Source organism: Actinomadura sp. KC345, from assembly GCF_004348515.1.
Classification (GTDB): domain Bacteria; phylum Actinomycetota; class Actinomycetes; order Streptosporangiales; family Streptosporangiaceae; genus Spirillospora.
The window spans coordinates 1-20,235 of sequence record NZ_SMKH01000131.1; the positions used below are offsets into that span (position 1 = coordinate 1).

A 20,235-nucleotide genomic window follows, 5' to 3' on the forward strand; every position below is an offset into this window, starting at 1 on the left:
GCCTTCCCCCGCGCGGACGAGTTCGACCCCGGACGCACCCCGAACCCGCACGCCGGCTTCGGGCACGGGCGCCACATGTGCCTCGGCGCGCCGCACGCCCGCGTCCAGCTGCAGGTCGCGCTCGCCGCGCTCCTCCACCGCTTCGGCGACCTCTCCCTGGCCGTCGGCCCGGAGCGCCTCGAATGGCGCGACCGGATGTTCGTGCGCGGCCTCTGGAGGCTTCCGGTGACCTGGACCCCCGGGCCCGGCCGGTGACGGGCCCCGCCTCCCGGCTGGCGCGGTACGTCCGGGGAAGCTACCCGCCGCTGCCCTCCCTGGTGTTCGCGGTGCTGTGGGCGTACGGGGTCACCGGGCTCTTCGCCGCCCTCGACCCGGAACCCTCCGGATGGCGGCCCGGCCCGGGGACGGCGGTCGCGGCGCTGACCCTCTTCGCGAACCTCCTGCTGATGCGGGCACTGGACGACACCCGCGACCTGGAGTACGACCGCCGTTTCCATTCCGCGCGCCCGCTGGCGGCCGGGGACGTCCGGACCGGTGACCTGGCCGCCCTCTACGGCGCGGTCGCGCCGGTCCTGGTCCTGCTGAACGCCGCGTGGCCGTGGCGGGCCGGAATTCTGCTCGTCCAGCTCGGGTACGCGGCCGGGGCGATCGCCGTCCACCGGCGGTGGCGGAGGCCCTCCGCGGACGACCTGTTCGCGAGCCTGCTGGTCGGCCTGCCGGTACCGGTCCTGCTCCACCTGTACCTGTACGCCGGTTACCTGGACGCGTCCGGGCACCGCCCCGGTGCCTCCGGGGCGGTCGCCGTCGTCGTGGTGGTGCTGGCGGCCGGGCACCACGAGCTGGCCGGGAAGGCCACGCGAGCACCCGAGGCGGGGGAGCGGACCTACGTGACGACCCTCGGTCTCACCGGGACGGTCGCGCTCGCCACCGCCGTCCCGGTGCTGTCCGCATGCCTGCTCGCCGCCTTTTCTCAGGCGCCGGCCGGGTGGACGCTCGCCGCGCCGGTCCCGCTCGTCTCGCCCGCCCTCGCCGCCTGGGCCGTCCGGCGCGGGCGGACGCGCTGGCCGCCCGGCGCGCCGGGCGCGTACCTGCTGCTGTCCTTCGCGAGCTACCTCGTGCTCGGGCTGGCCCGGTGACCGGAGCGCCGTGCCGTGCGGGCGGCCCCGTCCGTGATCAGCGGGCGGGCGGGTCAGGCTCCGGGCTGCAGCAGGATCTTGATCGCGCCGTCCTGCTTCTTCTGGAAGATCTCGTACGCCTGCGGCGCCTTCTCCAGCGGCCAGCGGTGCGTCGCGAGGTCCATGACGCCGAGCGGGTCGGCGTCGTCGGTGACGAGCGGCATCAAGCGGTCGATCCACTTCTTGACGTGCGCCTGGCCCATCCGCAGCGTGACGCCCTTGTCGAACATCCGCAGCATCGGCAGCGGGTCCGTCATGCCGCCGTACACGCCGATGAGGGCGATCGTGCCGCCCCGCCTGACGACCTCGATCGCGGTGCCCAGCGCGGCGAGCCGGTCGACCCCGACGCGGGACATCAGGGGCGCGGCGGCACTGCCCGGCATCAGCCCGGTGAGGGTCTGCGCGAACTTGGCGCCGGGCGAGCCGTGCGCCTCCATCCCGACCGCGTCGATCACCGAGTCGGTGCCGCGGCCGCCGGTGAGCTGCCGGACCGCGTCCGGGACGTCGTCGGCGTCGTCGGCGTCGATGACCTCGATGCCGTGCCGCCGCGCCATCTCCAGCCGCTCGGGCACGAAGTCGACGGCGATCACCCGGTGGCCGAGGTGGCGCGCGATGCGGGCGGCCATCTGCCCGATCGGCCCGAGGCCGAGCACGGTGACCGTCCCGCCCTCGGGGACGCCGGCCCAGTCGACGGCCTGCCACGCGGTCGGGAGCACGTCCGACAGGTACACGAACCGCTCGTCGGGCGGACCCTCGGGGACCCTGATCGGCCCGAAGTGCGCCTGCGGCACCCGCAGGTACTCCGCCTGCCCGCCGGGCACCTGCCCGTACAGCCTGGTGTAGCCGAACAGCGCCGCGCCCATGCCCTGCTCGCGGACCTGCGTGGTCTCGCACTGGGCGAACAGCTGCATGTCGCACATGTGGCAGCGGCCGCACGAGATGTTGAACGGGATGACCACGCGGTCGCCCGGCTTGACGTGCGCGACGTCCGGACCGGTCTCCTCGACGATGCCCATCGGCTCGTGGCCCAGGACGTCGCCCTCACTGAGGAAGGGCCCGAGCACCTCGTACAGGTGCAGGTCGGATCCGCAGATCCCGGACGAGGTGACCCTGATGATCGCGTCGTCCGGCTCCTTGATCTCCGGGTCGGGCACGTCGTCCACCCGGACGTCGCGCTTGCCATGCCAGGTGACGGCCTTCATCGTGACTCCTTCGGGAACAGGCTCCGTTGGTGGCGGCACTACCCCGGTGAGCAGGGTGAAACGTCCCGGACCCGGCAGGCGGCCCCGCGTGGGGACGAAGCGGAGTGATCGGGACATGACGGGGTAAAGCACGGCCATGAAGGCCGCCCCCCTGCGCCTCGGCGTACTCGACATCGGTTCCAACTCGGCGCACCTGCGGGTCGCGGACCTCGCCGCCGGCCACGCCCCGATGCCCGTCCGGTCGGTGAAGACCCCGGTCCGCCTCGCCGAGGCCACCGACCGGCACGGCGTGATCCACCGGCCCGCCGTCGGGAGGCTGATCGGCGCGGTGCGCGAGTCGGTCGCCGCCGCCGCGGCGCTCGACGCGGACGAGATGTTCCCGTTCGCGACGTCCGCGCTGCGGGACGCCGCCAACCGCGACGACGTCGCCGCCGAGGTCCGCGCCGCCACGGGCGTCCGCCTCGGCTTCCTCACCGGCGAGCAGGAGGCGCGGCTGACGTTCCTCGCGGCCCGCCGGTGGCGCGGCTGGTCGGCGGGCCCGATGGTGCTGGCCGACATCGGCGGCGGCTCCATGGAACTGGCCTGCGGCGCGGGCGAGGAACCGGAGATCGCCCTGTCGCTGCCGCTGGGCGCCGGCCGCCTCACCCGCCACCACCTGCCCGCGCGCCCGCCCGTGCCGAAAAGCACGCGGAAGGCGCTCCGCGCGCACGTCAGATCCGTCCTGCGGGAGGCGACGCTGGGGATCGCGCGGAGGCCCCCGCCGGTCACCGCCGTGGCGACGTCCAAGACGTTCACGCAGCTCGCCCGGCTGTGCGGCGCCCCGAAGGCGAAGGCGGGCCCCTACCGCGAGCGGCACCTCGACCGGTGCGAGGTGCACCGCTGGATCCCGAGGCTGGCGCGGCTGTCCGACGCGGAGCGGGCCAGGCTGCCCGGGGTGAAGGCGTCGCGGGCCCACCAGATCCTCGCCGGCGCGATCGTCGCCGAGGCCGTGATGGACGTCCTCGGCCTCGACCGGCTCGGCGTCTGCCCGTGGGCGCTGCGCGAGGGCCTCTTCCTGCACCGGCTGGACGCGCTCGACGAGGGCCGCGACCCGGACACGTTTCCCGAGCACGGCCCCGTGACCTTGCGCGACCTGCATCTGCGCGCCGTCCCCTGACGGCCGTTCGGACGGTGGCGCACGGCGGGCCGCGCCGGTGTCAGCGGGCGTAGGTGCCGACGAGGGTGGCCGTCGCGAGCACGTTGTCCTTGAGGGCGGGGCGCAGGTCGTCCACCGAGAACCCGGAGGTCAGGCCGGACGGCCTGCGCAGCGCGTACAGGGTGAAGACGTAGCGGTGCGGCGGGTCCCCGGCGGGCGGCTGCGGGCCGCCGTACCCGTTGTCGCCGAAGTCGTTGCGGCCGCGGGCGATGCGGGGCCGCTGCTCCCCGGCGGCGAGCCCCTCGCGCCCCGCCGGGATCCCGCCCAGCATCCAGTGGACGAACGTGCCACCGGGCGCGTCCGGGTCCTCGCACGTCAGGGCCAGCTCAAGGCTGGACGCGGGCACGCCGGACCATCGCAGCTCGGGGGACAGGTCCCCCGACTCGTGCGAATGGGCCGGCGGGATCGGGGCGTCGTGGGCGAACGCGGGGCTGCTCAACGTCATCTCCTCCATGCCGCCGTGGTGCCCGCTGAGCGGCCGGCGACTCGCCGATGGCGGCCCTGTCCGGGACGGAGGCCGCCGCGTTTGAAACGGGGCTGCGCGGTAAATGGCCCGGTGGGCTCGGACGAGGGAGGGCAGGCCGGATGACCGCCGTGCACGGCAAGGACGACGCCAGCGTCGCCGACGCGCTCGCGCGGCACCGGCGGGGCACCAGGATCGGCAACGTCCTGGCGACGACGGACCACAAGGTCGTCGGCTACCTGTACCTCGGCACCTCGTTCACGCTGTTCCTGCTCGCCGGGCTGATGGCCATGGTCATGCGGGCCGAGCTGCTGGAACCCGGGCTCCAGGTCGTGGACAACCAGCAGTACAACCAGATGTTCACCATCCACGGCACGATCATGCTGCTGCTGTTCGCGACCCCGCTGTTCGCGGGGTTCGCCAACGTGATCGTCCCGCTGCAGATCGGCGCGCCGGACGTGGCGTTCCCCCGGCTCAACACGCTCAGCTACTGGCTGTTCCTGTTCGGCGCGCTCATGGTGCTGGGCGGATTCGTCGTGCCGGGCGGCGCGGCGGCCTTCGGCTGGTTCTCCTACTCCCCGCTCGCGTCGGAGACCTACTCGCCCGGCCAGGGCGGCGACCTGTGGGTGACGGGCCTGGTGCTGTCCGGATTCGGGACGATCTTCACCTCGGTCAACCTGATCACCACGATCATCGCCATGCGCGCCCCCGGCATGGTGATGTTCCGGATGCCGATCTTCTGCTGGAACGTCCTGCTGACCAGCGTGATGGTGCTGATGGCCTTCCCGGTGCTGGCCGCCGCCCTGCTGGCCCTGGAGGCCGACCGCACGCTCGGCGCGCACATCTACGACCCCTCGCACGGCGGCGCGCTGCTCTGGCAGCACCTGTTCTGGTTCTTCGGCCACCCCGAGGTCTACATCATCGCGCTGCCGTTCTTCGGCATCATCACCGAGATCATCCCGGTGTTCTCCCGCAAGCCCATCTTCGGCTACCTCGGCATGGTCGGGGCCACCATCGCGATCACCGGGCTGTCCATGACGGTCTGGGCGCACCACATGTTCGCCACCGGGCGGGTCCTGCTGCCGTTCTTCTCCCTGACCTCCTTCATGATCGCCGTGCCGACCGGCATCAAGTTCTTCAACTGGGTCGGCACGATGTGGAAGGGGAGCCTGAGTTTCGAGGCGCCGATGCTGTTCGCGCTGGGGTTCCTCGCCACGTTCCTGTTCGGCGGCCTGACCGGGGTCATCCTCGCCTCCCCGCCCCTGGACTTCCACCTCACCGACTCCTACTTCGTCGTCGGCCACTTCCACTACGTCGTCTTCGGGACCGTCGTCTTCGCCATGTTCGGCGGCTTCTACTTCTGGTGGCCGAAGATGACCGGCAAGAAGCTGAGCGAGGCCTGGGGGAAGGTGCACTTCTGGTCGCTGTTCCTCGGCTTCCACACGACGTTCCTCGTCCAGCACTGGCTCGGAGCCGAGGGCATGCCGCGCAGGTACGCCGACTACGCCGACGAGTTCACCACGCTGAACGCCGTCTCGTCGATCGGCTCGTTCGTCCTCGGCGCCTCCACGTTCGCGTTCCTCTGGAACATCTGGCGGACGCACAGGCGCGCCCCGCGGGTCGGGAAGGACGACCCGTGGGGCGCCGGCGGTTCGCTGGAGTGGGCCACGTCGTGCCCCCCGCCGCGGCACAACTTCACCTCGATGCCGCGGATCCGGTCCGTCCGTCCCGCGTTCGACCTGAACTACCCGGCGCTGCAGCCGCCGCAGGAGGCCGAGCCGTCCCTCCCCGCGCCCCGCCAGGACCGCCGCCCGGACTGACTCACTCGCCGTCCTGCCGCGAGCCGTGCTCCAAATCGCCCTGGCCGCCGCCGTACGACTCGGCCTGGTAGTTCATGTAGAAGCGGTTGACGCGGGTCCGCACCTGCGTGCGGGCGCGGTCCGGTGTCGGCAGCGGCAGGACGTGGTCGGGGTAGCGGGCGACGAGCTCCCGCGGCTGCCGGGTCCGCAGCAGCGCCTCCTGCTCCCGCGACGGCTCCTCGTGCCGCTCGCCGTACCCGCCGTCCGGGCTGAGCGAGATGATGCCGCTCTCCACGCCCTCCTCGCGTTCCCGGAGGTCCCGGCGCTGGAGGCTGAGGCAGATCCGCCGGGTGACGACGAACGCCACCACCGGCGCCGCGACGAACCCCACGCGGAAGATCCAGGTCGTCCAGTACAGCGGGATGCCGAAGACGTAGGAGATGACGTCGTTGCCGCCCGCCGCCAGGAGGTTGCCGTACCAGGCGACGGCGGCGGCGCCGATCGCTGTCCTGGTCGCGGCGTTCCGCGGACGGTCGAGCAGGTGGTGCAGACGTTCGTCTCCCGTCGCCCAGCGTTCCAGGAACGGGCACATCGCGATGAGCGTGAAGAAGACCCCGGGAAGGATCACGGCGGGAAGCAGCACGTTCCAGGCGATGTCGTGCCCGAACAGGACGGTCTCCATGCGCGGCATGATGCGCAGCGAGCCTTCCAGGAAGCCGACGTACCAGTCGGGCTGCGAGCCGGTCGAGACCTGGTCCGGCTCGTACGGGCCGTAGAGCCAGACGGGGTTGATCTGCAGGAACGCCCCCATCCCGGCCAGGACGCCGAACGTGAACAGGAAGTACGCGGCGCTCTGCGCGGCGAAGTGCGGGAACGTCGGCTCACCGGTCACCGACCGCTCCCGCCGGCCCCTGCCCGGCCAGATCGTGTGCGTCTGGTGCCAGAGGATCATCAGGTGCGCGGTGATGAGCGCGATCAGGAGCCCCGGGATGAGCAGGATGTGCACGGTGAACAGCCGCGGGATGAAGTCCGCGCTGGAGGGGAACTCGCCGCCGAAGATCCACAGGCTCGCGTAGGTGCCGACGACGGGGATCGACAGCACGATGCCCTGCATGATCCGCAGGCCGGTGCCGGACAGCAGGTCGTCGGGGAGCGAGTAGCCGGCGAACCCCTCGGCCAGCGCCAGCACGAACAGCGTGACGCCGATCAGCCAGTTGATCTCGCGCGGCTTGCGGAACGCCCCCGTGAAGAAGATGCGCATCAGGTGGACGGTGATCGCGGCGAGGAAGACGAGCGCCGCCCAGTGGTGGATCTGCCGCATCAGCAGGCCGCCCCGCACATCGAACGAGATGTGCAGCGTGGACGCGTACGCCTCGCTCATCTCCAGGCCGGTCAGCGACGTGTACGAGCCGTCGTAGACGACCGGCGCCCCGCTCGGCTTGAAGAACAGCGTCAGGTAGACGCCGGTGATCAGCAGGACGATGAACGCGTAGAGCGCGATCTCGCCCAGCAGGAACGACCAGTGCGCGGGGAACGCCTTGCGGATGTTCTTGTGCAGGAACCGAGTCGAGCCGAGCCTGTCGTTGACCCCCCAGGCGATCCGCTCCAGAGCCTCGCCCCTCGACCCGCCCTTCCGACCCGCCATCACGTATCTCCCCTGGCCGAGCTGTGAACTCCGGAGGGCCGGTACCCGGGGCCGGTCAGGGCAAACGGAGCGTCCCGGCCCCTCACGTCAGGCCGCTCGGGGCCGCCCGGCGGAGGCGTCCAGGAGCCGGCGCAGGTCCCCGATCTCGTCCCGCAGCCGGTCGGCGGAGCGGGGATCGCGCTCCAGCCCGCCGAGGCCGTCCTCGATCAGGTCCAGCTCGGTCGACCGCAGCCGTGCGAGCAGGCGGCGCGGCTCCCCGGCCGGCACCTTCCACTGCTCCTTCCTGCGCCACCTGCGGTAGGCGAGGACATGGCCCTCCCCCGGGAGGAGGACGCCCCTGATGGTCTCGGCGCGCGTCGTCCGCCGGAAGTGCGACAGGTAGCGGCGCCTGGAGAACCGGTACGTGACGACCGCCGCGAGCAGGATCGGCGCACCCTTCACCGGCAGCAGCAGGACGCCGTGCAGGAGGGGCGAGTTGCACCAGGAGTGCAGCGCCATCGCCAGGACGAACGCGCCCCCGGCGATGGCCAGGCTCGTGCGGGACGCCCGGCCGAGCAGGCACCCGAGGCCCGCGCCGCCGACCGCCGTCATCGCCCAGTGGCTCCACCACGCGCCGCCGACCACCCGGCTGCCGAACGAGAACAGCGCCGCGTTCACGTCCTGGGTCGCGCCCGTCAGCACGATGGTGTTGAGGACGTACAGGAAGTTCTCCGACGCCTGGAAGCCCAGCCCGCACAGCGCGCCGTACCCCCAGCCGTCCAGCGGCCCGCGGATCGCGGACGGCGCCATCAGCGCCAGCGTCACGACGCCGAGCAGCTTCAGGATCTCCTCGTCGACCGGCGCGGCGATCGACGCGCCCCACGCGGAGTTGAACTCCGGCCCGGTCGTCTTCCCGAGGACCGCCTGGAACGCCGCGTTGGCGGGCAGCGCCAGCCCGAACGCCGCGAGCCCGCCCCAGGCCGCCGCGATCAGGGCGTATCCCGCCGGGCGCGACCGGACCGGATGCAGCCGCCGCAGCAGCCAGACGCCCGCCGCCACCGTCGGCGCCAGCAGCACCAGACCGGCGATCGACCCCACCGGGAACGCCCGGACCGCCGCGTCCATCGTCCGCCAGGCGACCCAGGCGCCGATCAGGCACACCGCCGCCCACAGCCAGAACGCGGGACGGCGCGTCATGACCGCGGCGACCTGATCCGCACGGTCCGCACCAATGCCTCGACCTGCGCCGACGCGCTCCGGTAGGCGCCCGGCGGGCCCGCGGCCGTCACCGTCGCCCCGAGCGTGTCCGCGGCGAACACGGCGGCCGTGCCCGCGCGGTCCCGGCCGGTGATCCTGCCGGTCAGACCGGTCAGGCCGTGCGCGGTCGTCGTCGGGGCGGGCTGCGCGCCCAGCCGCGTCTGCCCGCCGACCGCGACGATCCGGCCGAGGCCGTCCCAGAGCCTGCGCGCGTCCAGCGGGCCGAGCGGGACGACGACGTTCACGTTGACCACGACGTCGCCGCTGAACAGCTCGATGCTGCTGGTGAGCGAGGTCTCCGCCTCGCTGAGCACCCAGCCCGCGGACGGGACGGCGAACGTCACCGGCCGGACGCCCTCGCGTTCCGTCCCGGCCGACAGCACCGTCCCGGCGGCGAGCGGCCTGCCGGTGTCGTCCAGGGCCGCGTTCAGCAGCGGGAGCCCGGCGCAGAGGACCAGCAGCACGAGCGCCACGACGCCCGTACCCCACCATCTCACCCGCGTCACACAGTCCCCCCGATGACGTGCGCTGCGGAAATGCCCGATGGCGACCGCCCTAAACAAGATCAGGACCGGTCCGGGGGAGGATCACCAGTGCTCGGGCCTGGCCAGCGTCCCGGGCGTCCGTGTGGCGGCGTCGCCGCGGGCCGAGTCGAGCTGGGACCGCGTGACGAAGATGCTCCCGGTGAGGTCGGCCCCCCGCAGGTCCGCGTCCCGCAGGTCCGCGCCGATCAGGTCCGCGGCCCGCAGGTCGGCGCCGCGGAGGTCGGCCGCGATCAGGTAGGCGCCGCGCAGGTCGGCCCCCCGCAGGTCCGCGCCCTTCAGCTTCGCCCCGATGAGATCCGCTCCGCGCCGGTTCTTCCCGCGTCCCGGGACCTCCGCCCTGACGAGTCGGCTGACCCGGAGGAGCAGGACGTCCACCTTCTCCCGTACCGCCGGGACGTCCATGTCCGCGAGTTCCGCCGGGGCCGCGTCGGTGAGGCGCGCGACGTCGTCCAGGGCCTTGCGAAGGTCGTCGCGAACGGGTTCGGCCGGCGGCAGCTCCAGCGCTTGCTCCAGGTAGTAGAGCAGCTCGTGAAGCTGCCGCATGACGGGGAACACCCGGAACATCTCACGCGCGACGTCCGGCCCCCGCCGCCAGTCCCGCCCGCCGAAGGTGCTCCGCGACACCTTCTGCCCGGCCCCGAAGCAGTCGAAGACCGTGCAGCCACGGAAACCCCCCTCCCGGAGGTTCGCGTGGATGCCGCACCGAAAGTCGGCCAGGAGATTGCGGCACGGCTCGCCCGCCTCCTTGTCGACCGCGAAATCGGCCGATCTGGCGAACGGCAGCGCGACGCAGCACAGCCCGAAGCAGTTCGCGCAGTCGGCGGCGAGATCCGATCCCTCAGGCAACCCCTGACCCCCGGCCTCTGGACGACACACCCATTGTCGCGCCGCCGCGCCCATGCCCGGAACGTCCCCCGGGCGCCTGGGATAGTGTGGCCGTCGCTCATGCAGAAACCGCTGACCGAGCCCGCCATCGTCACCAGGCTCCGTGCCGCCGGATGCGTCTTCGCCGAGGACGAGGCGAGGCTCATCCTCTCCACGGCCCGCACACCGGACGACGCGTCCGCCATGGTGGAGCGGCGCGCCGCCGGGCTTCCCCTCGAACACGTCCTCGGCTGGGCGGAGTTCTGCGGCCTGCGGATCGCCGTGGACCCCGGTGTCTTCGTCCCCCGCCGCCGGACCGAGTTCCTCGTCCGGGAGGCCGCCTGCCTGGTCCCGCCCCGGCCGGTCGTCGTCGACCTGTGCTGCGGTTCCGGCGCGATGGGGGCCGCGCTGGTCTCCCTGTGCCGCCTCCAGGGCGTGGACGAGTTCGCGCTGCACGCCGCCGACGTCGAACCGGCCGCCGTGCGCTGCGCACGCCGCAACGTCGCGCCGCTCGGCGGCCGGGTGCACGAGGGCGACCTCTTCGAACCGCTGCCGGACGCCCTGCGCGGACGCGTCGACGTCCTGCTCGCCAACGTGCCCTACGTCCCGACCGGCGACCTGGCGACGATGCCGCCGGAGGCGCGGGACCACGAGCCGCGCGTGGCGCTCGACGGCGGCGCGGACGGCCTCGACGTCCTGCGCCGCGTCACCGCCGAGGCGCCGGAATGGCTGGTGCCCGGCGGCCACCTGCTGTTCGAGACCAGCGAACGGCAGGTTCCGGACGCGGTCGCGGCGGTGGAGCGCGGCGGCCTGGCCGCCACCGTGACCACGTCCGAGGAGTTCCACGCCACCGTCGTCATCGGGGCAAATCCTGTGTAAAACGCCATGGGCGGGTATGGGGCGTCCTAGGACGACCCAAAGGAGTGAATCCAAATGCGCCGCATCAGCGCAGCGCTCAGCGCCATCATCGGCACGATCGTCAGCATCGTGACCCTGCCGCTCAGGGTCCTGCAGCGTCTGCTGACCCCCTCGCGCGGCCGGGCGCGCACGCGCCGCCGCATCTGACCCGGATACCGCCGCACCGGGGCCCTGGACAGGGCCCCGGTGCGGCTCGCGTAAAAGGCCTCGCGAAAAAGGCATTGCGTCCGGATGGCCCGTACCGCACCATGGTCGTAACGAAGCGAACGACGGGCAGAGAAGGGAGCCGCGCGATGACCGGGATCACCGCCCAGCAGCAGCGATGCTCCTTCGGCGTCCGGCCGCGAGTCGGATTCGCCGTGCCCGTGGACGCCTCTGGATAGAGCCGAAAGGTTCCAGCCGAGGCCGCCCGGGAGATACTCCCCGGCGGCTTTTTCATGGCCTTCAAGCTCATGGGAAAAAGCCATGCACGCCTCTGTAGCTCAGTGGATCAGAGCGCCGCACTACGAATGCGGAAGTCCCAGGTTCGAGTCCTGGCGGAGGTACTGCGCAGCCCCCCGGCCCCGCGATACGCCGCACAAGCCGAAATGGTGAGGCACCTGGCTTCCACCCAGGAGTATCGAGTTCGATTCTCGAGTGCGGCTCTGGACTGGACCGGAGGGATTAACGGCCCCCGGCCGGTTCTCCGTGCCCGAGGCGGGCGGACGCCACCGCCCGCCGGAGGGCACCCGTGCTGGATCATCCAACCGGAAGGATGCGTGACTCTGGATCACGTCATGCAGGTTCGAATCCTGCTCCAGCAGCGCGTCCCGGAACGCCTTTCCGGGTGATGACCGGTAGCTCAGGTGGAAGAGCGGCTGTCTTACAAGCAGCGGGTCGCAGGTTCGAGCCCTGTCCGGTCAACGGTTCCCCGCGACGGCCCGCCGCCTCGTCCAGGCGCGGGCCTGGTCGCTGAGCGTGATGCCGAGGCCGGGACGCGGCGGGACGTGCATGCGGCCGTCCCGGATCGTCGGCCGTTCGTCGAACAGCGGGTCGAGCCAGTCGAAGTGCTCGACCCACGGCTCACTCGGGTAGGCCGCGGCCAGGTGCAGGTGGATCTCCATCGCGAAATGCGGAGCCAGGTGCAGATGGCGGTGATCGGCGAGCGCGGCGACCCTCAGGAAGTTCGTGATCCCGCCGATGCGCGGCGCGTCCGGCTGGACGACGTCGGCGGCGCCCTTGTCGATGAGTTCGCAGTGCTCGGCGACGCTCGTGAGCATCTCGCCGGTCGCGATGGGCGTGTCGAGCTTCCGGGCCAGCGCGGCGTGGCCTTCGGTGTCGTGGGCGTCCAGCGGCTCCTCGATCCAGGTGAGGCCGAACCCGTCCAGCGCGCGGCCCATGCGCAGCGCGGACGCGCGGTCCCACTGCTGGTTCGCGTCCACCATCAGCGGGAACGCGTCGCCGAGCCGCTCGCGGACGGCGGTGACGCGGCGCATGTCCTCGGCGTGGTCGGGATGCCCCACCTTGATCTTGATGCCGCCGATCCCGTCCGCCACGGACGCCTCCGCGTTCTCCAGCACTTCCTCCAGGGGCGCGTTCAGGAACCCGCCCGAGGTGTTGTAGCAGCGGACCGAGTCGCGGTACGCGCCCAGGAGCTTGGCCAGCGGCAGGCCCGCGCGCCTGGCCTTCAGGTCCCACAGCGCGATGTCGATGGCGGCGACGGCCTGCGCGGCGAGGCCGCCGCGGCCGGCGGACGCGCCCGCCCACGCCAGCTTGGTCCAGATCCTGCCGATGTCGCTCGGGTCCTCGCCGATGAGGGCGGGGGCGACCTCGGCGGCGTGCGCGAACTGGCCGGGCCCGCCGGCGCGCTTGGAGTAGCCGAACCCGATGCCCTCGTGGCCGTCCTCGGTGCCGATCTCGGCGAACAGGAGGACGACCTCGGTCATCGGCCGCTGCCGTCCCGTCAGCACCTTGGCGTCGCTGACCGGCGCGGCGAGGGGCAGCGTGACGGACGAGAGCTCGATCCAGGCCACGCGGTCGAGAACCGCCTCGCCGGCGGCGCCCGTCACGCCGCCTTCTCGACGAGTCCGGCCAGGGCGGCGGACTCGTCCTCGGTGAGGTCCGTCAGCGGCGGGCGGACGGGGCCCGCCGGGCGCCCGACGGCTCTCATGCCCGCCTTCACGATGCTCACGGCGTAGCCGGAGCGGCGGTTGCGGATCTCGCAGTACGGCAGGACGAACTCCTCCAGGCGGCGCCGCACCTCGTCCCGGTCGCGGGCTCGGACCGCGCCGTAGAACGCGAGCGCGAAGTCCGGGACGAAGTTGAAGATGGCCGAGGAGTACGTCGTCACGCCCATCTCCAGGTAGGGCTGCGCGAACGTCTCGGCGGTGGGCAGCCCGCCGATGTAGACGAGGCGTTCTCCGAGCCTGGCCCGGATCCGCGTCATCAGTTCCAGGTCCCCGACGCCGTCCTTGAAGCCGACCAGGTTGGGGCACGCGTCGGCGATCCGGGCGACGGTCGCGTCCTGGTAGACGGCGTTCGCGCGGCTGTAGACCGTCACGCCGAGGCGGGTCGCGTCGCAGACGGCCCGCACGTGGGCGGCCAGCCCGTCCTGCGACGCCTCGGTCAGGTAGGGCGGGAACAGCAGTACTCCGTCGGCGCCCGCGCGTTCGGCGTCGCGGGCCATCTCGGCGGCCGCCGCCGTCCCGTATCCGGCGGGCGCGATCACGGGGACGCCGTCCGGCGCGTCCTGGACCGCCGCGCGGACGACCCGCCGGACCTCCTCGGCCGTCAGGGAGAAGAACTCGCCCGTCCCGCCCGCCGCGAAGAGCCCGGCGAGTCCTTCCCGGCCGAGCCCGGCGATGTTCTCGCGGTAGGCGGCCTCGTCGAAGGACAGGTCCTCGCGGAAGTGGGTGACGGGGAACGACAGGAGGCCGGAGCCGAGCCGGCGGGCGATCTCGTCGGGCGCGGTCTGCGTCATGTCCGAAGGCTAGGATGGCGGATTGATCCAGGTCCAACACGAAAAAGGCATTCACTGATACCCGCAGGGAATCGATGTTCACGCTCAACCAGCTCGCGAACTTCGTGGCCGTCGCCGAGGAGCTGCACTTCGGCCGGGCCGCGGAACGGCTGCGGATGACGCAGCCGCCGCTGAGCCGCCAGATCCAGCTGCTGGAGAACGACCTGAAGGTGCGGCTGTTCGACCGGACGAACCGCTCGGTGCGCCTCACCCCGGCCGGGCGCGCGTTCCTGATCGAGGCGCGGCGGCTGCTCCACCAGGCCGAACATGCCGCGACGTCGGTACGGCAGGTGTCGGCGGGGGAAGCGGGGAGCATCACGATCGGGTTCACCGCGGCCAGCGCGTACGCCACGCTCGGCCGCGTGCTGGAGGTCGCGCGGACGGCGCTGCCCGGCGTCGGGGTCGTGCTGCGGGAGATGGTCACCAGGGACCAGGTGCGGGCCCTGGCGGACGGCGGACTGGACCTCGGGCTCGTGCGTCCGCCGGTCACCGACCCGGACCTGGAGGAGCGGGGCGTCGACAGCGAGCCGCTGCTGGCCGCGATCCCCAACGGCCACCCCCTCGCGGCCGGGGACGGCCCGGTCGCCCTGGGGGACCTCGACGGGCAGGACTTCATCATGTACTCGCCGGTGGAGGCGCGCTACTTCCACGAGCTGCTGGTCAGCCTGTTCCGGCAGGCCGGCGTCACGCCCGTGTACGCGCAGTACCTCAGCCAGGTGCACAGCATCCTTGCGCTGGTCAACTGCGGCTGGGGCGTCGCGCTGGTGCCCGCCGCCGCGGCGCGGCTCCGGTACGCGGGGCTGACGTTCCGGGCCGTCGGCATCGCCGACCCGGCGCCCGTCGAGCTGAGCCTGACCTGGCGGCGCGGCAACGACAACCCGGCGCTCGCCCGGTTGCTGCGGCGGCTGTGACCGGCCTCGATCCGGTGTGACGCGTATCGCCCGGTCTCCCCTTGACCGGGCGTGACGACCTCGATTATTTTGGCGTTCAAATATTGGCCGTCAAAATAAACGGCCGCCGACGCGGCCGGGACACCGCGGAGGAGAACGATGAGCGACTTTCCCGCCTATGCGCCGTCCGAGGAGCACGAGATGCTCCGGCGCACGGTGCGTGAGCTGGCCGACGCCAAGATCGCTCCGTTCGCGGCGGAGGTCGACGAGGAGTCGCGGTTCCCGCAGGAGGCCCTCGACGCGCTGGCGGCCGCCGACCTGCACGCGGTGCACGTACCCGAAACCTACGGGGGAGCGGGCGCGGACGCGCTGGCGACGGTCATCGTGATCGAGGAGGTGGCCCGCGCGTGCGCCTCCTCGTCCCTGATCCCGGCGGTGAACAAGCTGGGCACCGTCCCGGTGCTGCTGTCGGGCTCGGAGGAGCTGAAGAAGCGGTACCTGGCGCCGGTGGCGCGCGGCGAGGGGATGTTCTCCTACGCGCTGTCCGAGGCCGACGCGGGGTCGGACGCGGCGGGGATGAAGACCCGCGCGGTGCGCGACGGCGACACCTGGGTGCTGAACGGCACCAAGATGTGGATCACCAACGCGGGGGTCTCGGAGTACTACACGGTGATGGCGGTCACCGACCCGTCGGCCGGGACCCGCGGCATCTCGGCGTTCGTGGTGGAGAAGTCCGACGCGGGCGTGTCGTTCGGTCCCAAGGAGCGCAAGCTCGGCATCAAGGGCTCCCCGACCCGGCAGGTGATCCTGGAGGACGTGCGGATCCCGGCCGACCGCATCATCGGCGCCGAGGGCACCGGCTTCAAGACGGCGCTGGCCACGCTGGACCACACCCGGATCACCATCGCCGCCCAGGCGCTCGGCATCGCGCAGGGCGCGCTGGACTTCGCGGTCGGGTACGTCAAGGACCGCCGGCAGTTCGGCAAGCCGATCGCCGACTTCCAGGGCGTCCAGTTCATGCTGGCCGACATGGCGATGCGGCTTGAGGGCGCCCGGCAGCTGACCTACCACGCCGCGATCAAGTCCGAGCGGGCGATGCACGGGGAGAAGGTCGCGGACCTGACGTTCGCCTCGTCGGCCTGCAAGGCGCTGGCCTCGGACGTGGCGATGGACGTCACCACCGACGCCGTCCAGCTCCTCGGCGGTTACGGCTACACGCGGGAGTTCCCGGTGGAGCGGATGATGCGCGACGCCAAGATCACGCAGATCTACGAGGGCACGAACCAGATCCAGCGCATGGTGATGGCCCGCCAGCTCCTCAGGTAGCGGGCAGCCGCAACTCGAACAGCGCGCCGCCTCCGGGGGCCTCGCCGGCGGCGAGGCTCCCACCGTGGGCGGCCGCCAGGTCCCTGGCGATGGCCAGGCCGAGCCCCGCCCCGCCCTCGTCGCGGCTGCGGGCGTCGTCCAGCCGCACGAACCGCTCGAAGATCCGCTCGCGGTCGGCGGGCGGCACGCCCGGACCGTCGTCGGCGACCCGCACCACCGCCGTGCCCGCCTCCTCGCTGAGCGACAGCCGGACGATCGTGTCCGCATGGCGCCCGGCGTTGTCGAGCAGGTTGCCGACGAGCCGTGTCAGCTGCCGCGGTACGCCGGTGACATGCGGCTCCGCCTCGATCGACAGCCGGACGGGGATCCGGTCGCCCGCCGCCCGGTGCGCCACCTCGTCGCGCAGGAGCCTGCCGAGCGCGACCGCCTGCCGCGGCGCGCCGTCCCCGGCGTCGAGGCGGGCCAGGAGCAGCAGGTCGGCGGCCAGATGCTGGAGCCGCACGGTGTCCTCGACGAGGCCGTCCACGTCCAGCAGCTCCGGGTGCGCCGCCGCGACCTCCAACTGCGTGCGCAGCGACGCGATCGGGCTGCGCAGCTCGTGCGAGGCGTCCGCGACGAACCCGCGCTGCCGCGCCGCCGACTCCTGCAGCCGGGTGAGGGTCTCGTTCGTCGTGGTCGCCAGCCTCGCGATCTCGTCCTCGGAGTCGGGGACGGGGACCCGCCGGCCGAGGTCGCCGGCCGCGGTGATCTCGGCCAGCTCCGCCCGGACGGCCTCCACCGGGCGCAGCGCGCGGCGCGTGACCCGCCACGTCACGACCGCGACCACCGCGAGAACCAGCGGAAAGCCCACGAGCATCGCCCGCGTGGCGGTGCCGACCGCGTCCCGGGCCGGGGACAGGTCCCCGCCCGCGTACACGGTGACCGTCTCGTCCCGCGGGGTGGTCACCTCGACGGCCGCGAACCGGTACTGGGCGGTACGCCCGTCCACGGTCGCGGTGCCGGTGGAGAAGTCGGGGTCCCTGTCCGCGACCTCGCCGCGTCCGGGGTCGTCGTCGTCATCGTCGTCGTCATCATCGTCATCGGTGGCCGCCGGGGACGGCGCGGGCCGGACGCCGGGAAAGCCGGTTCCCTCGATCGCCTCCAGCTCGTCGCTGGCCGCCAGCAGCCGCCCGTCCTCGCCGACCACCTGCACCGGGTGGTCCTCGCCGTCCGGCAGGTCGAGGCCGCCGTAGCGGGCACCCGCCGCGATCTGCGACGCGACGTCCCGCGCGGTCACCTCCGCCTTCAGGTCCGCCTGGTCGCCGAGGCTCGACCGCAGCAGCAGCACCACGGCGAGCCCGGCCACGATCAGCGCGCCGGCCACCACGGCGGTCGCGCCGAGGGTCGTGCGCGCCCGTACCGACGACAGGGGCCTGACCACGTCAGGCGCCCCCGTCCCTGGCCAGCCGGTATCCCGCACCGCGGACCGTCGTGATCGACTTGCGCCCGAACGGGACGTCGAGCTTGCGGCGCAGCGCGCTCACGTAGACCTCGACGATGTTGGGGTCGCCCTCGTAGGCCAGGTCCCAGACGGCCTCGATGATCTGCGACTTCGACACGACCCGGCCCGCGTTCGCCGCCAAGTGCTCCAGGACGGCGAACTCCTTGGCCGTCAGCTCCACCTCCGCGTCCCCCCGGAACACCCGCCGCGCCGACGGGTCCACGGTGAGGTCGCCCAGCACGATGTTCGGCGCCGCCCCGCGCGTCCGGCGGCGCAGCAGCGCGCGGACGCGGGCGACCAGCACCACGTACGAGAACGGCTTGGTGAGGTAGTCGTCGGCGCCCGTGTCCAGGCCCTCGGCCTCGTCGTACTCGCCGTCCTTGGCGGTCAGCATCAGGATCGGCGTCTCGTCGCCGGCCGCGCGCAGCTCCGCGCACACCCGGTAGCCGTTCATGCCGGGCAGCATGATGTCCAGGATGACCAGGTCGAACTCCCCACCGAGCGCCCGGTCGAGCCCCCCGTTGCCGTCGTGCACGGTCTCGACCACGAAGCCCTCGGCCGTCAGGCCCTGTGCGAGGGACCTCGCCAGGCGTTTCTCGTCTTCCACGAGCAGCAGGCGCATGCATCACAGAGTGCCAAACCGTACCTGAAGGCGGCTTCAGGTTGCTTCAGGTCCGCTACAGGAACCTTCAGCATCGTGGAGAGCGCACGGGGGGCCGGGTCACCGGCCGCGGATGCGACACCACGGAGGTTGGGGTTCGATGAGCAACTACGTACGGCGGGTCTTCTCGGGACGGGGACTGCTGGTCACGCTGGTCACCACGGGCGTCCTCGCCGGCGGCGGGGCCGCCGCGTTCGCCGCCGCGGACGGCGGCGGGCCGCGCGGGCAGAACGCGGCCACGGTCGGCGCCGCCGCGGCGGCCACCCCGTCGCCGTCCGACGACCGGCCCGGCGGCCGGACGTCCGGCGAGCGGGTCACGGCGGTGCAGGCGGCCGCCGCGGCGCTGAAGGAGGTCCCCGGCAAGGTCGACGGGATCGAGCTCGACGACTCCCGCTGGGAGATCGACATCCTGGCGCAGAACGGCAAATGGCGTGACGTGACCGTCAGCGCGGACGACGGCAAGGTCCTGGCCAACCGCGCCGACGATGACGACGATGACGACGACCGGGACGATGCCGCCGCGCTGCGGAAGGCGAAGGTCACCGCATCGGCCGCCGCCGGGGCCGCGCTGAAGACCGCGCCCGGCACCGTGACGTCCGTCGAGTTCGACGATGACGACGGCAGGGCCGGCTGGGAGGTCGAGATCACCGGCCAGGGCGCCGGCGAGCGGGAGCTCTTCGTGCACGCCGCGTCCGCCAAGGTCCAGGCGGACGGCGACGATGACGACGGCGACGGCGACGACAGGGACGACAGGGACGACAGGGACGACAGGGACGACAGGGACGACCGCGACGACGACTGACCGGAGCCGCCCTCCTTGACATGCAGCCATCCGACTGCCTATCTTTTAGGCAGCCGGATGGCTGCATATTGGGACGGTGCACCATGGACGAGGTCTTCAAGGCGCTGGCCGACACGAGCCGGCGCCGGCTGCTGGACAGCCTGAACGCCCGCAACGGGCAGACGCTCCGTGAGCTGTGCGCCGGGCTGGACATGACCAGGCAGTCGGTCAGCAAGCACCTGGCCGTGCTGGAGGCCGCGACCCTCGTGACGACGGCGCGCCGTGGCCGCGAGAAGCTCCACTACCTCAACGCCGCCCCGATCAACGCCATCGCCGACCGCTGGATGAGCCGGTACGACCGCGCGCGGGCGCGCGCGCTCGCCGACCTCAAGACCGCATTGGAGCAGACCCCGATGGCCATGAGCGAGTTCGTCTACACGACCTACATCAAGACCACACCGGAGCGCCTCTGGGAGGCCCTGACCGACCCTGCCTTCACCCGCCACTACTGGGGCGTCGCCTTCGAGACGGACTGGAAGCCCGGGTCCGTCATCACCTGGCGCGACGAGGGGGCGACGATGGCCGACCCCGAACAGGTCGTTCTCGAAGCCGACCCTCCCCGCCGGCTCTCCTACACCTGGCACACCTTCACGCCGGAATGGGCCGCCTCAGCCGGTGTGGACGAGGAGACGCGCGCCAGGCTCCGCGCCGAACCCCGCTCCAAGGTGACCTACGAGATCGAACCCGCCGGCGAGACCGTCAAACTGACCGTCGTCCACGAGGCGGGTGAGGCCCTCCTGAACATGTCCCGCCACGGCTGGCCCTCCATCGTGTCCGGCCTGAAGACCCTCCTGGAGACCGGCGCCCCGCTCCCCGCCCCCACCGAATGACGGCGGGGTGAGGGATCAGAGGAGCATGTCGCTGCCGCCGGGTTCTTCTTCGCCGTCCGAGGTGTGCTCCAGTTCGGCGTACTCGTCTTCGGGCCAGAGCGCGTCGGCGAGGAAGGCGAGGTACTCCTCGTCGCCGGGGTCGAGCCCGGCGGTCATCGACTCCGGGT

20 protein-coding genes and 4 tRNA genes are annotated in these 20,235 nt (G+C 72.4%); 14 read left to right on the top strand and 10 right to left on the bottom strand.

Annotated features, from left to right (window positions below; translation table 11 throughout):
• Both E1281_RS42645 and E1281_RS21625 read left to right on the top strand, forming a co-directional pair.
• On the top strand, positions 1-255 hold a 255-nt coding region (locus tag E1281_RS42645; protein WP_131881003.1), incomplete at its 5' end, for a cytochrome P450.
• Complete coding sequence (locus E1281_RS21625) at positions 252-1,136, top strand: hypothetical protein (protein WP_131881005.1); 885 nt, start codon at positions 252-254, stop codon at positions 1,134-1,136. The genes E1281_RS42645 and E1281_RS21625, both read left to right, overlap by 4 nt.
• A 53-nt stretch (positions 1,137-1,189) precedes the next feature.
• On the opposite strand, the gene E1281_RS21630 is transcribed toward E1281_RS21625, so the two are convergent.
• Positions 1,190-2,377 carry a zinc-dependent alcohol dehydrogenase gene (locus tag E1281_RS21630; RefSeq protein ID WP_131881007.1) on the bottom strand — a complete coding sequence of 396 codons (1,188 nt, stop codon included), beginning with the start codon at positions 2,375-2,377 and terminating at the stop codon, positions 1,190-1,192.
• Between the two features lie 136 nt (positions 2,378-2,513).
• On the opposite strand from E1281_RS21630, the gene E1281_RS21635 reads away from it, so the two are divergent.
• Positions 2,514-3,533: a Ppx/GppA family phosphatase gene (locus tag E1281_RS21635; protein WP_243717223.1), complete on the top strand. Its 1,020-nt coding sequence runs from the start codon at positions 2,514-2,516 to the stop codon at positions 3,531-3,533.
• Positions 3,534-3,573: 40 nt separating this feature from the next.
• On the opposite strand, the gene E1281_RS21640 is transcribed toward E1281_RS21635, so the two are convergent.
• Positions 3,574-4,017 carry a YbhB/YbcL family Raf kinase inhibitor-like protein gene (locus E1281_RS21640; RefSeq protein ID WP_243717225.1) on the bottom strand — a complete coding sequence of 148 codons (444 nt, stop codon included), beginning with the start codon at positions 4,015-4,017 and terminating at the stop codon, positions 3,574-3,576.
• Positions 4,018-4,157: 140 nt separating this feature from the next.
• Here E1281_RS21640 and ctaD point away from each other — a divergent pair, with 140 nt between their 5' ends.
• The gene (ctaD, locus tag E1281_RS21645) at positions 4,158-5,855 is read left to right on the top strand and encodes a cytochrome c oxidase subunit I (protein ID WP_131881011.1); all 1,698 of its coding nucleotides are present in this window, start codon (positions 4,158-4,160) and stop codon (positions 5,853-5,855) included.
• A 1-nt stretch (position 5,856) separates the two neighbouring features.
• Here the strand turns inward: ctaD and E1281_RS21650 are convergent, their stop codons facing one another.
• From E1281_RS21650 to E1281_RS21660, 4 genes are all read right to left on the bottom strand, one after another.
• Complete coding sequence (locus E1281_RS21650; protein ID WP_131881013.1) at positions 5,857-7,479, bottom strand: ubiquinol-cytochrome c reductase cytochrome b subunit; 1,623 nt, start codon at positions 7,477-7,479, stop codon at positions 5,857-5,859.
• An 87-nt stretch (positions 7,480-7,566) separates the two neighbouring features.
• A complete protein-coding gene (locus E1281_RS21655; protein ID WP_165959036.1) occupies positions 7,567-8,655 on the bottom strand; it encodes a PrsW family intramembrane metalloprotease in 1,089 nt (362 codons plus the stop codon).
• Positions 8,652-9,221: a hypothetical protein gene (locus tag E1281_RS40385; RefSeq protein ID WP_165959037.1), complete on the bottom strand. Its 570-nt coding sequence runs from the start codon at positions 9,219-9,221 to the stop codon at positions 8,652-8,654. Before E1281_RS40385 ends, E1281_RS21655 begins: the two co-directional genes overlap by 4 nt.
• 81 nt (positions 9,222-9,302) lie before the next feature.
• Positions 9,303-10,106, bottom strand: a complete 804-nt coding sequence (locus E1281_RS21660) for a pentapeptide repeat-containing protein (RefSeq protein ID WP_243717226.1) — start codon at positions 10,104-10,106, stop codon at positions 9,303-9,305.
• Between the two features lie 99 nt (positions 10,107-10,205).
• Here E1281_RS21660 and E1281_RS21665 point away from each other — a divergent pair, with 99 nt between their 5' ends.
• The 6 genes from E1281_RS21665 to E1281_RS21685 all read left to right on the top strand — a co-directional run bounded on the left by E1281_RS21665 (position 10,206) and on the right by E1281_RS21685 (position 11,945).
• Entirely contained in the window at positions 10,206-11,003 is a 798-nt protein-coding gene (locus tag E1281_RS21665; RefSeq protein WP_131881019.1) for a putative protein N(5)-glutamine methyltransferase, read from the top strand.
• 54 nt (positions 11,004-11,057) lie between these two features.
• Complete coding sequence (locus tag E1281_RS42650; protein WP_279433638.1) at positions 11,058-11,189, top strand: LPFR motif small protein; 132 nt, start codon at positions 11,058-11,060, stop codon at positions 11,187-11,189.
• A 324-nt stretch (positions 11,190-11,513) separates the two neighbouring features.
• Positions 11,514-11,587 (top strand) — tRNA-Arg (locus tag E1281_RS21670).
• Between the two features lie 27 nt (positions 11,588-11,614).
• Positions 11,615-11,686, top strand: a tRNA-Gly gene (locus E1281_RS21675).
• An 87-nt stretch (positions 11,687-11,773) separates the two neighbouring features.
• Positions 11,774-11,845, top strand: a tRNA-Gln gene (locus E1281_RS21680).
• A gap of 27 nt (positions 11,846-11,872) precedes the next feature.
• Positions 11,873-11,945: transfer RNA gene (locus tag E1281_RS21685), tRNA-Val, on the top strand.
• Here E1281_RS21685 and E1281_RS21690 read toward each other — a convergent pair.
• Positions 11,942-13,090: a mandelate racemase/muconate lactonizing enzyme family protein gene (locus tag E1281_RS21690; RefSeq protein ID WP_131881021.1), complete on the bottom strand. Its 1,149-nt coding sequence runs from the start codon at positions 13,088-13,090 to the stop codon at positions 11,942-11,944. The genes E1281_RS21685 and E1281_RS21690 overlap by 4 nt on opposite strands.
• Positions 13,087-14,001, bottom strand: coding sequence for a 5-dehydro-4-deoxyglucarate dehydratase (gene kdgD / locus E1281_RS21695; protein ID WP_131881023.1), 915 nt, complete (start codon positions 13,999-14,001; stop codon positions 13,087-13,089). The genes E1281_RS21690 and kdgD overlap by 4 nt, the downstream gene beginning before the upstream one ends.
• 74 nt (positions 14,002-14,075) lie before the next feature.
• Between kdgD and E1281_RS21700 the strand changes: the two genes are divergently transcribed.
• Together E1281_RS21700 and E1281_RS21705 are read left to right on the top strand one after the other, a co-directional pair.
• Positions 14,076-14,951, top strand: a complete 876-nt coding sequence (locus E1281_RS21700) for a LysR substrate-binding domain-containing protein (protein WP_131881025.1) — start codon at positions 14,076-14,078, stop codon at positions 14,949-14,951.
• A 138-nt stretch (positions 14,952-15,089) separates the two neighbouring features.
• Positions 15,090-16,256: an acyl-CoA dehydrogenase family protein gene (locus tag E1281_RS21705; protein WP_131881027.1), complete on the top strand. Its 1,167-nt coding sequence runs from the start codon at positions 15,090-15,092 to the stop codon at positions 16,254-16,256.
• On the opposite strand, the gene E1281_RS21710 is transcribed toward E1281_RS21705, so the two are convergent.
• On the bottom strand, positions 16,249-17,676 hold the full coding sequence (locus E1281_RS21710; protein ID WP_207943415.1) for a HAMP domain-containing sensor histidine kinase: 1,428 nt from the start codon (positions 17,674-17,676) through the stop codon (positions 16,249-16,251). The genes E1281_RS21705 and E1281_RS21710 overlap by 8 nt on opposite strands.
• Position 17,677: 1 nt before the next feature.
• A complete protein-coding gene (locus tag E1281_RS21715) occupies positions 17,678-18,358 on the bottom strand; it encodes a response regulator transcription factor (protein ID WP_131881029.1) in 681 nt (226 codons plus the stop codon).
• Between the two features lie 139 nt (positions 18,359-18,497).
• Between E1281_RS21715 and E1281_RS21720 the strand changes: the two genes are divergently transcribed.
• Together E1281_RS21720 and E1281_RS21725 are read left to right on the top strand one after the other, a co-directional pair.
• On the top strand, positions 18,498-19,199 hold the full coding sequence (locus E1281_RS21720; RefSeq protein ID WP_131881031.1) for a PepSY domain-containing protein: 702 nt from the start codon (positions 18,498-18,500) through the stop codon (positions 19,197-19,199).
• A gap of 83 nt (positions 19,200-19,282) precedes the next feature.
• Complete coding sequence (locus E1281_RS21725; RefSeq protein ID WP_131881033.1) at positions 19,283-20,068, top strand: metalloregulator ArsR/SmtB family transcription factor; 786 nt, start codon at positions 19,283-19,285, stop codon at positions 20,066-20,068.
• Positions 20,069-20,235 lie beyond the last annotated feature (167 nt).

Excerpts from the sequence above, each read along its gene's own strand:
- E1281_RS21630 (WP_131881007.1), bottom strand. The coding sequence starts at position 2,377 with ATGAAGGCCGTCACCTGGCATGGCAAGCGCGACGTCCGGGTGGACGAC.
- E1281_RS21635 (WP_243717223.1), top strand. The coding sequence starts at position 2,514 with ATGAAGGCCGCCCCCCTGCGCCTCGGCGTACTCGACATCGGTTCCAAC.
- E1281_RS21640 (WP_243717225.1), bottom strand. The coding sequence starts at position 4,017 with ATGACGTTGAGCAGCCCCGCGTTCGCCCACGACGCCCCGATCCCGCCG.
- ctaD (WP_131881011.1), top strand. The coding sequence starts at position 4,158 with ATGACCGCCGTGCACGGCAAGGACGACGCCAGCGTCGCCGACGCGCTC.
- E1281_RS21650 (WP_131881013.1), bottom strand. The coding sequence starts at position 7,479 with ATGGCGGGTCGGAAGGGCGGGTCGAGGGGCGAGGCTCTGGAGCGGATC.
- E1281_RS21655 (WP_165959036.1), bottom strand. The coding sequence starts at position 8,655 with ATGACGCGCCGTCCCGCGTTCTGGCTGTGGGCGGCGGTGTGCCTGATC.
- E1281_RS21665 (WP_131881019.1), top strand. The coding sequence starts at position 10,206 with ATGCAGAAACCGCTGACCGAGCCCGCCATCGTCACCAGGCTCCGTGCC.
- E1281_RS42650 (WP_279433638.1), top strand. The coding sequence starts at position 11,058 with ATGCGCCGCATCAGCGCAGCGCTCAGCGCCATCATCGGCACGATCGTC.
- kdgD (WP_131881023.1), bottom strand. The coding sequence starts at position 14,001 with ATGACGCAGACCGCGCCCGACGAGATCGCCCGCCGGCTCGGCTCCGGC.
- E1281_RS21700 (WP_131881025.1), top strand. The coding sequence starts at position 14,076 with ATGTTCACGCTCAACCAGCTCGCGAACTTCGTGGCCGTCGCCGAGGAG.
- E1281_RS21705 (WP_131881027.1), top strand. The coding sequence starts at position 15,090 with ATGAGCGACTTTCCCGCCTATGCGCCGTCCGAGGAGCACGAGATGCTC.
- E1281_RS21715 (WP_131881029.1), bottom strand. The coding sequence starts at position 18,358 with ATGCGCCTGCTGCTCGTGGAAGACGAGAAACGCCTGGCGAGGTCCCTC.
- E1281_RS21720 (WP_131881031.1), top strand. The coding sequence starts at position 18,498 with ATGAGCAACTACGTACGGCGGGTCTTCTCGGGACGGGGACTGCTGGTC.
- E1281_RS21725 (WP_131881033.1), top strand. The coding sequence starts at position 19,283 with ATGGACGAGGTCTTCAAGGCGCTGGCCGACACGAGCCGGCGCCGGCTG.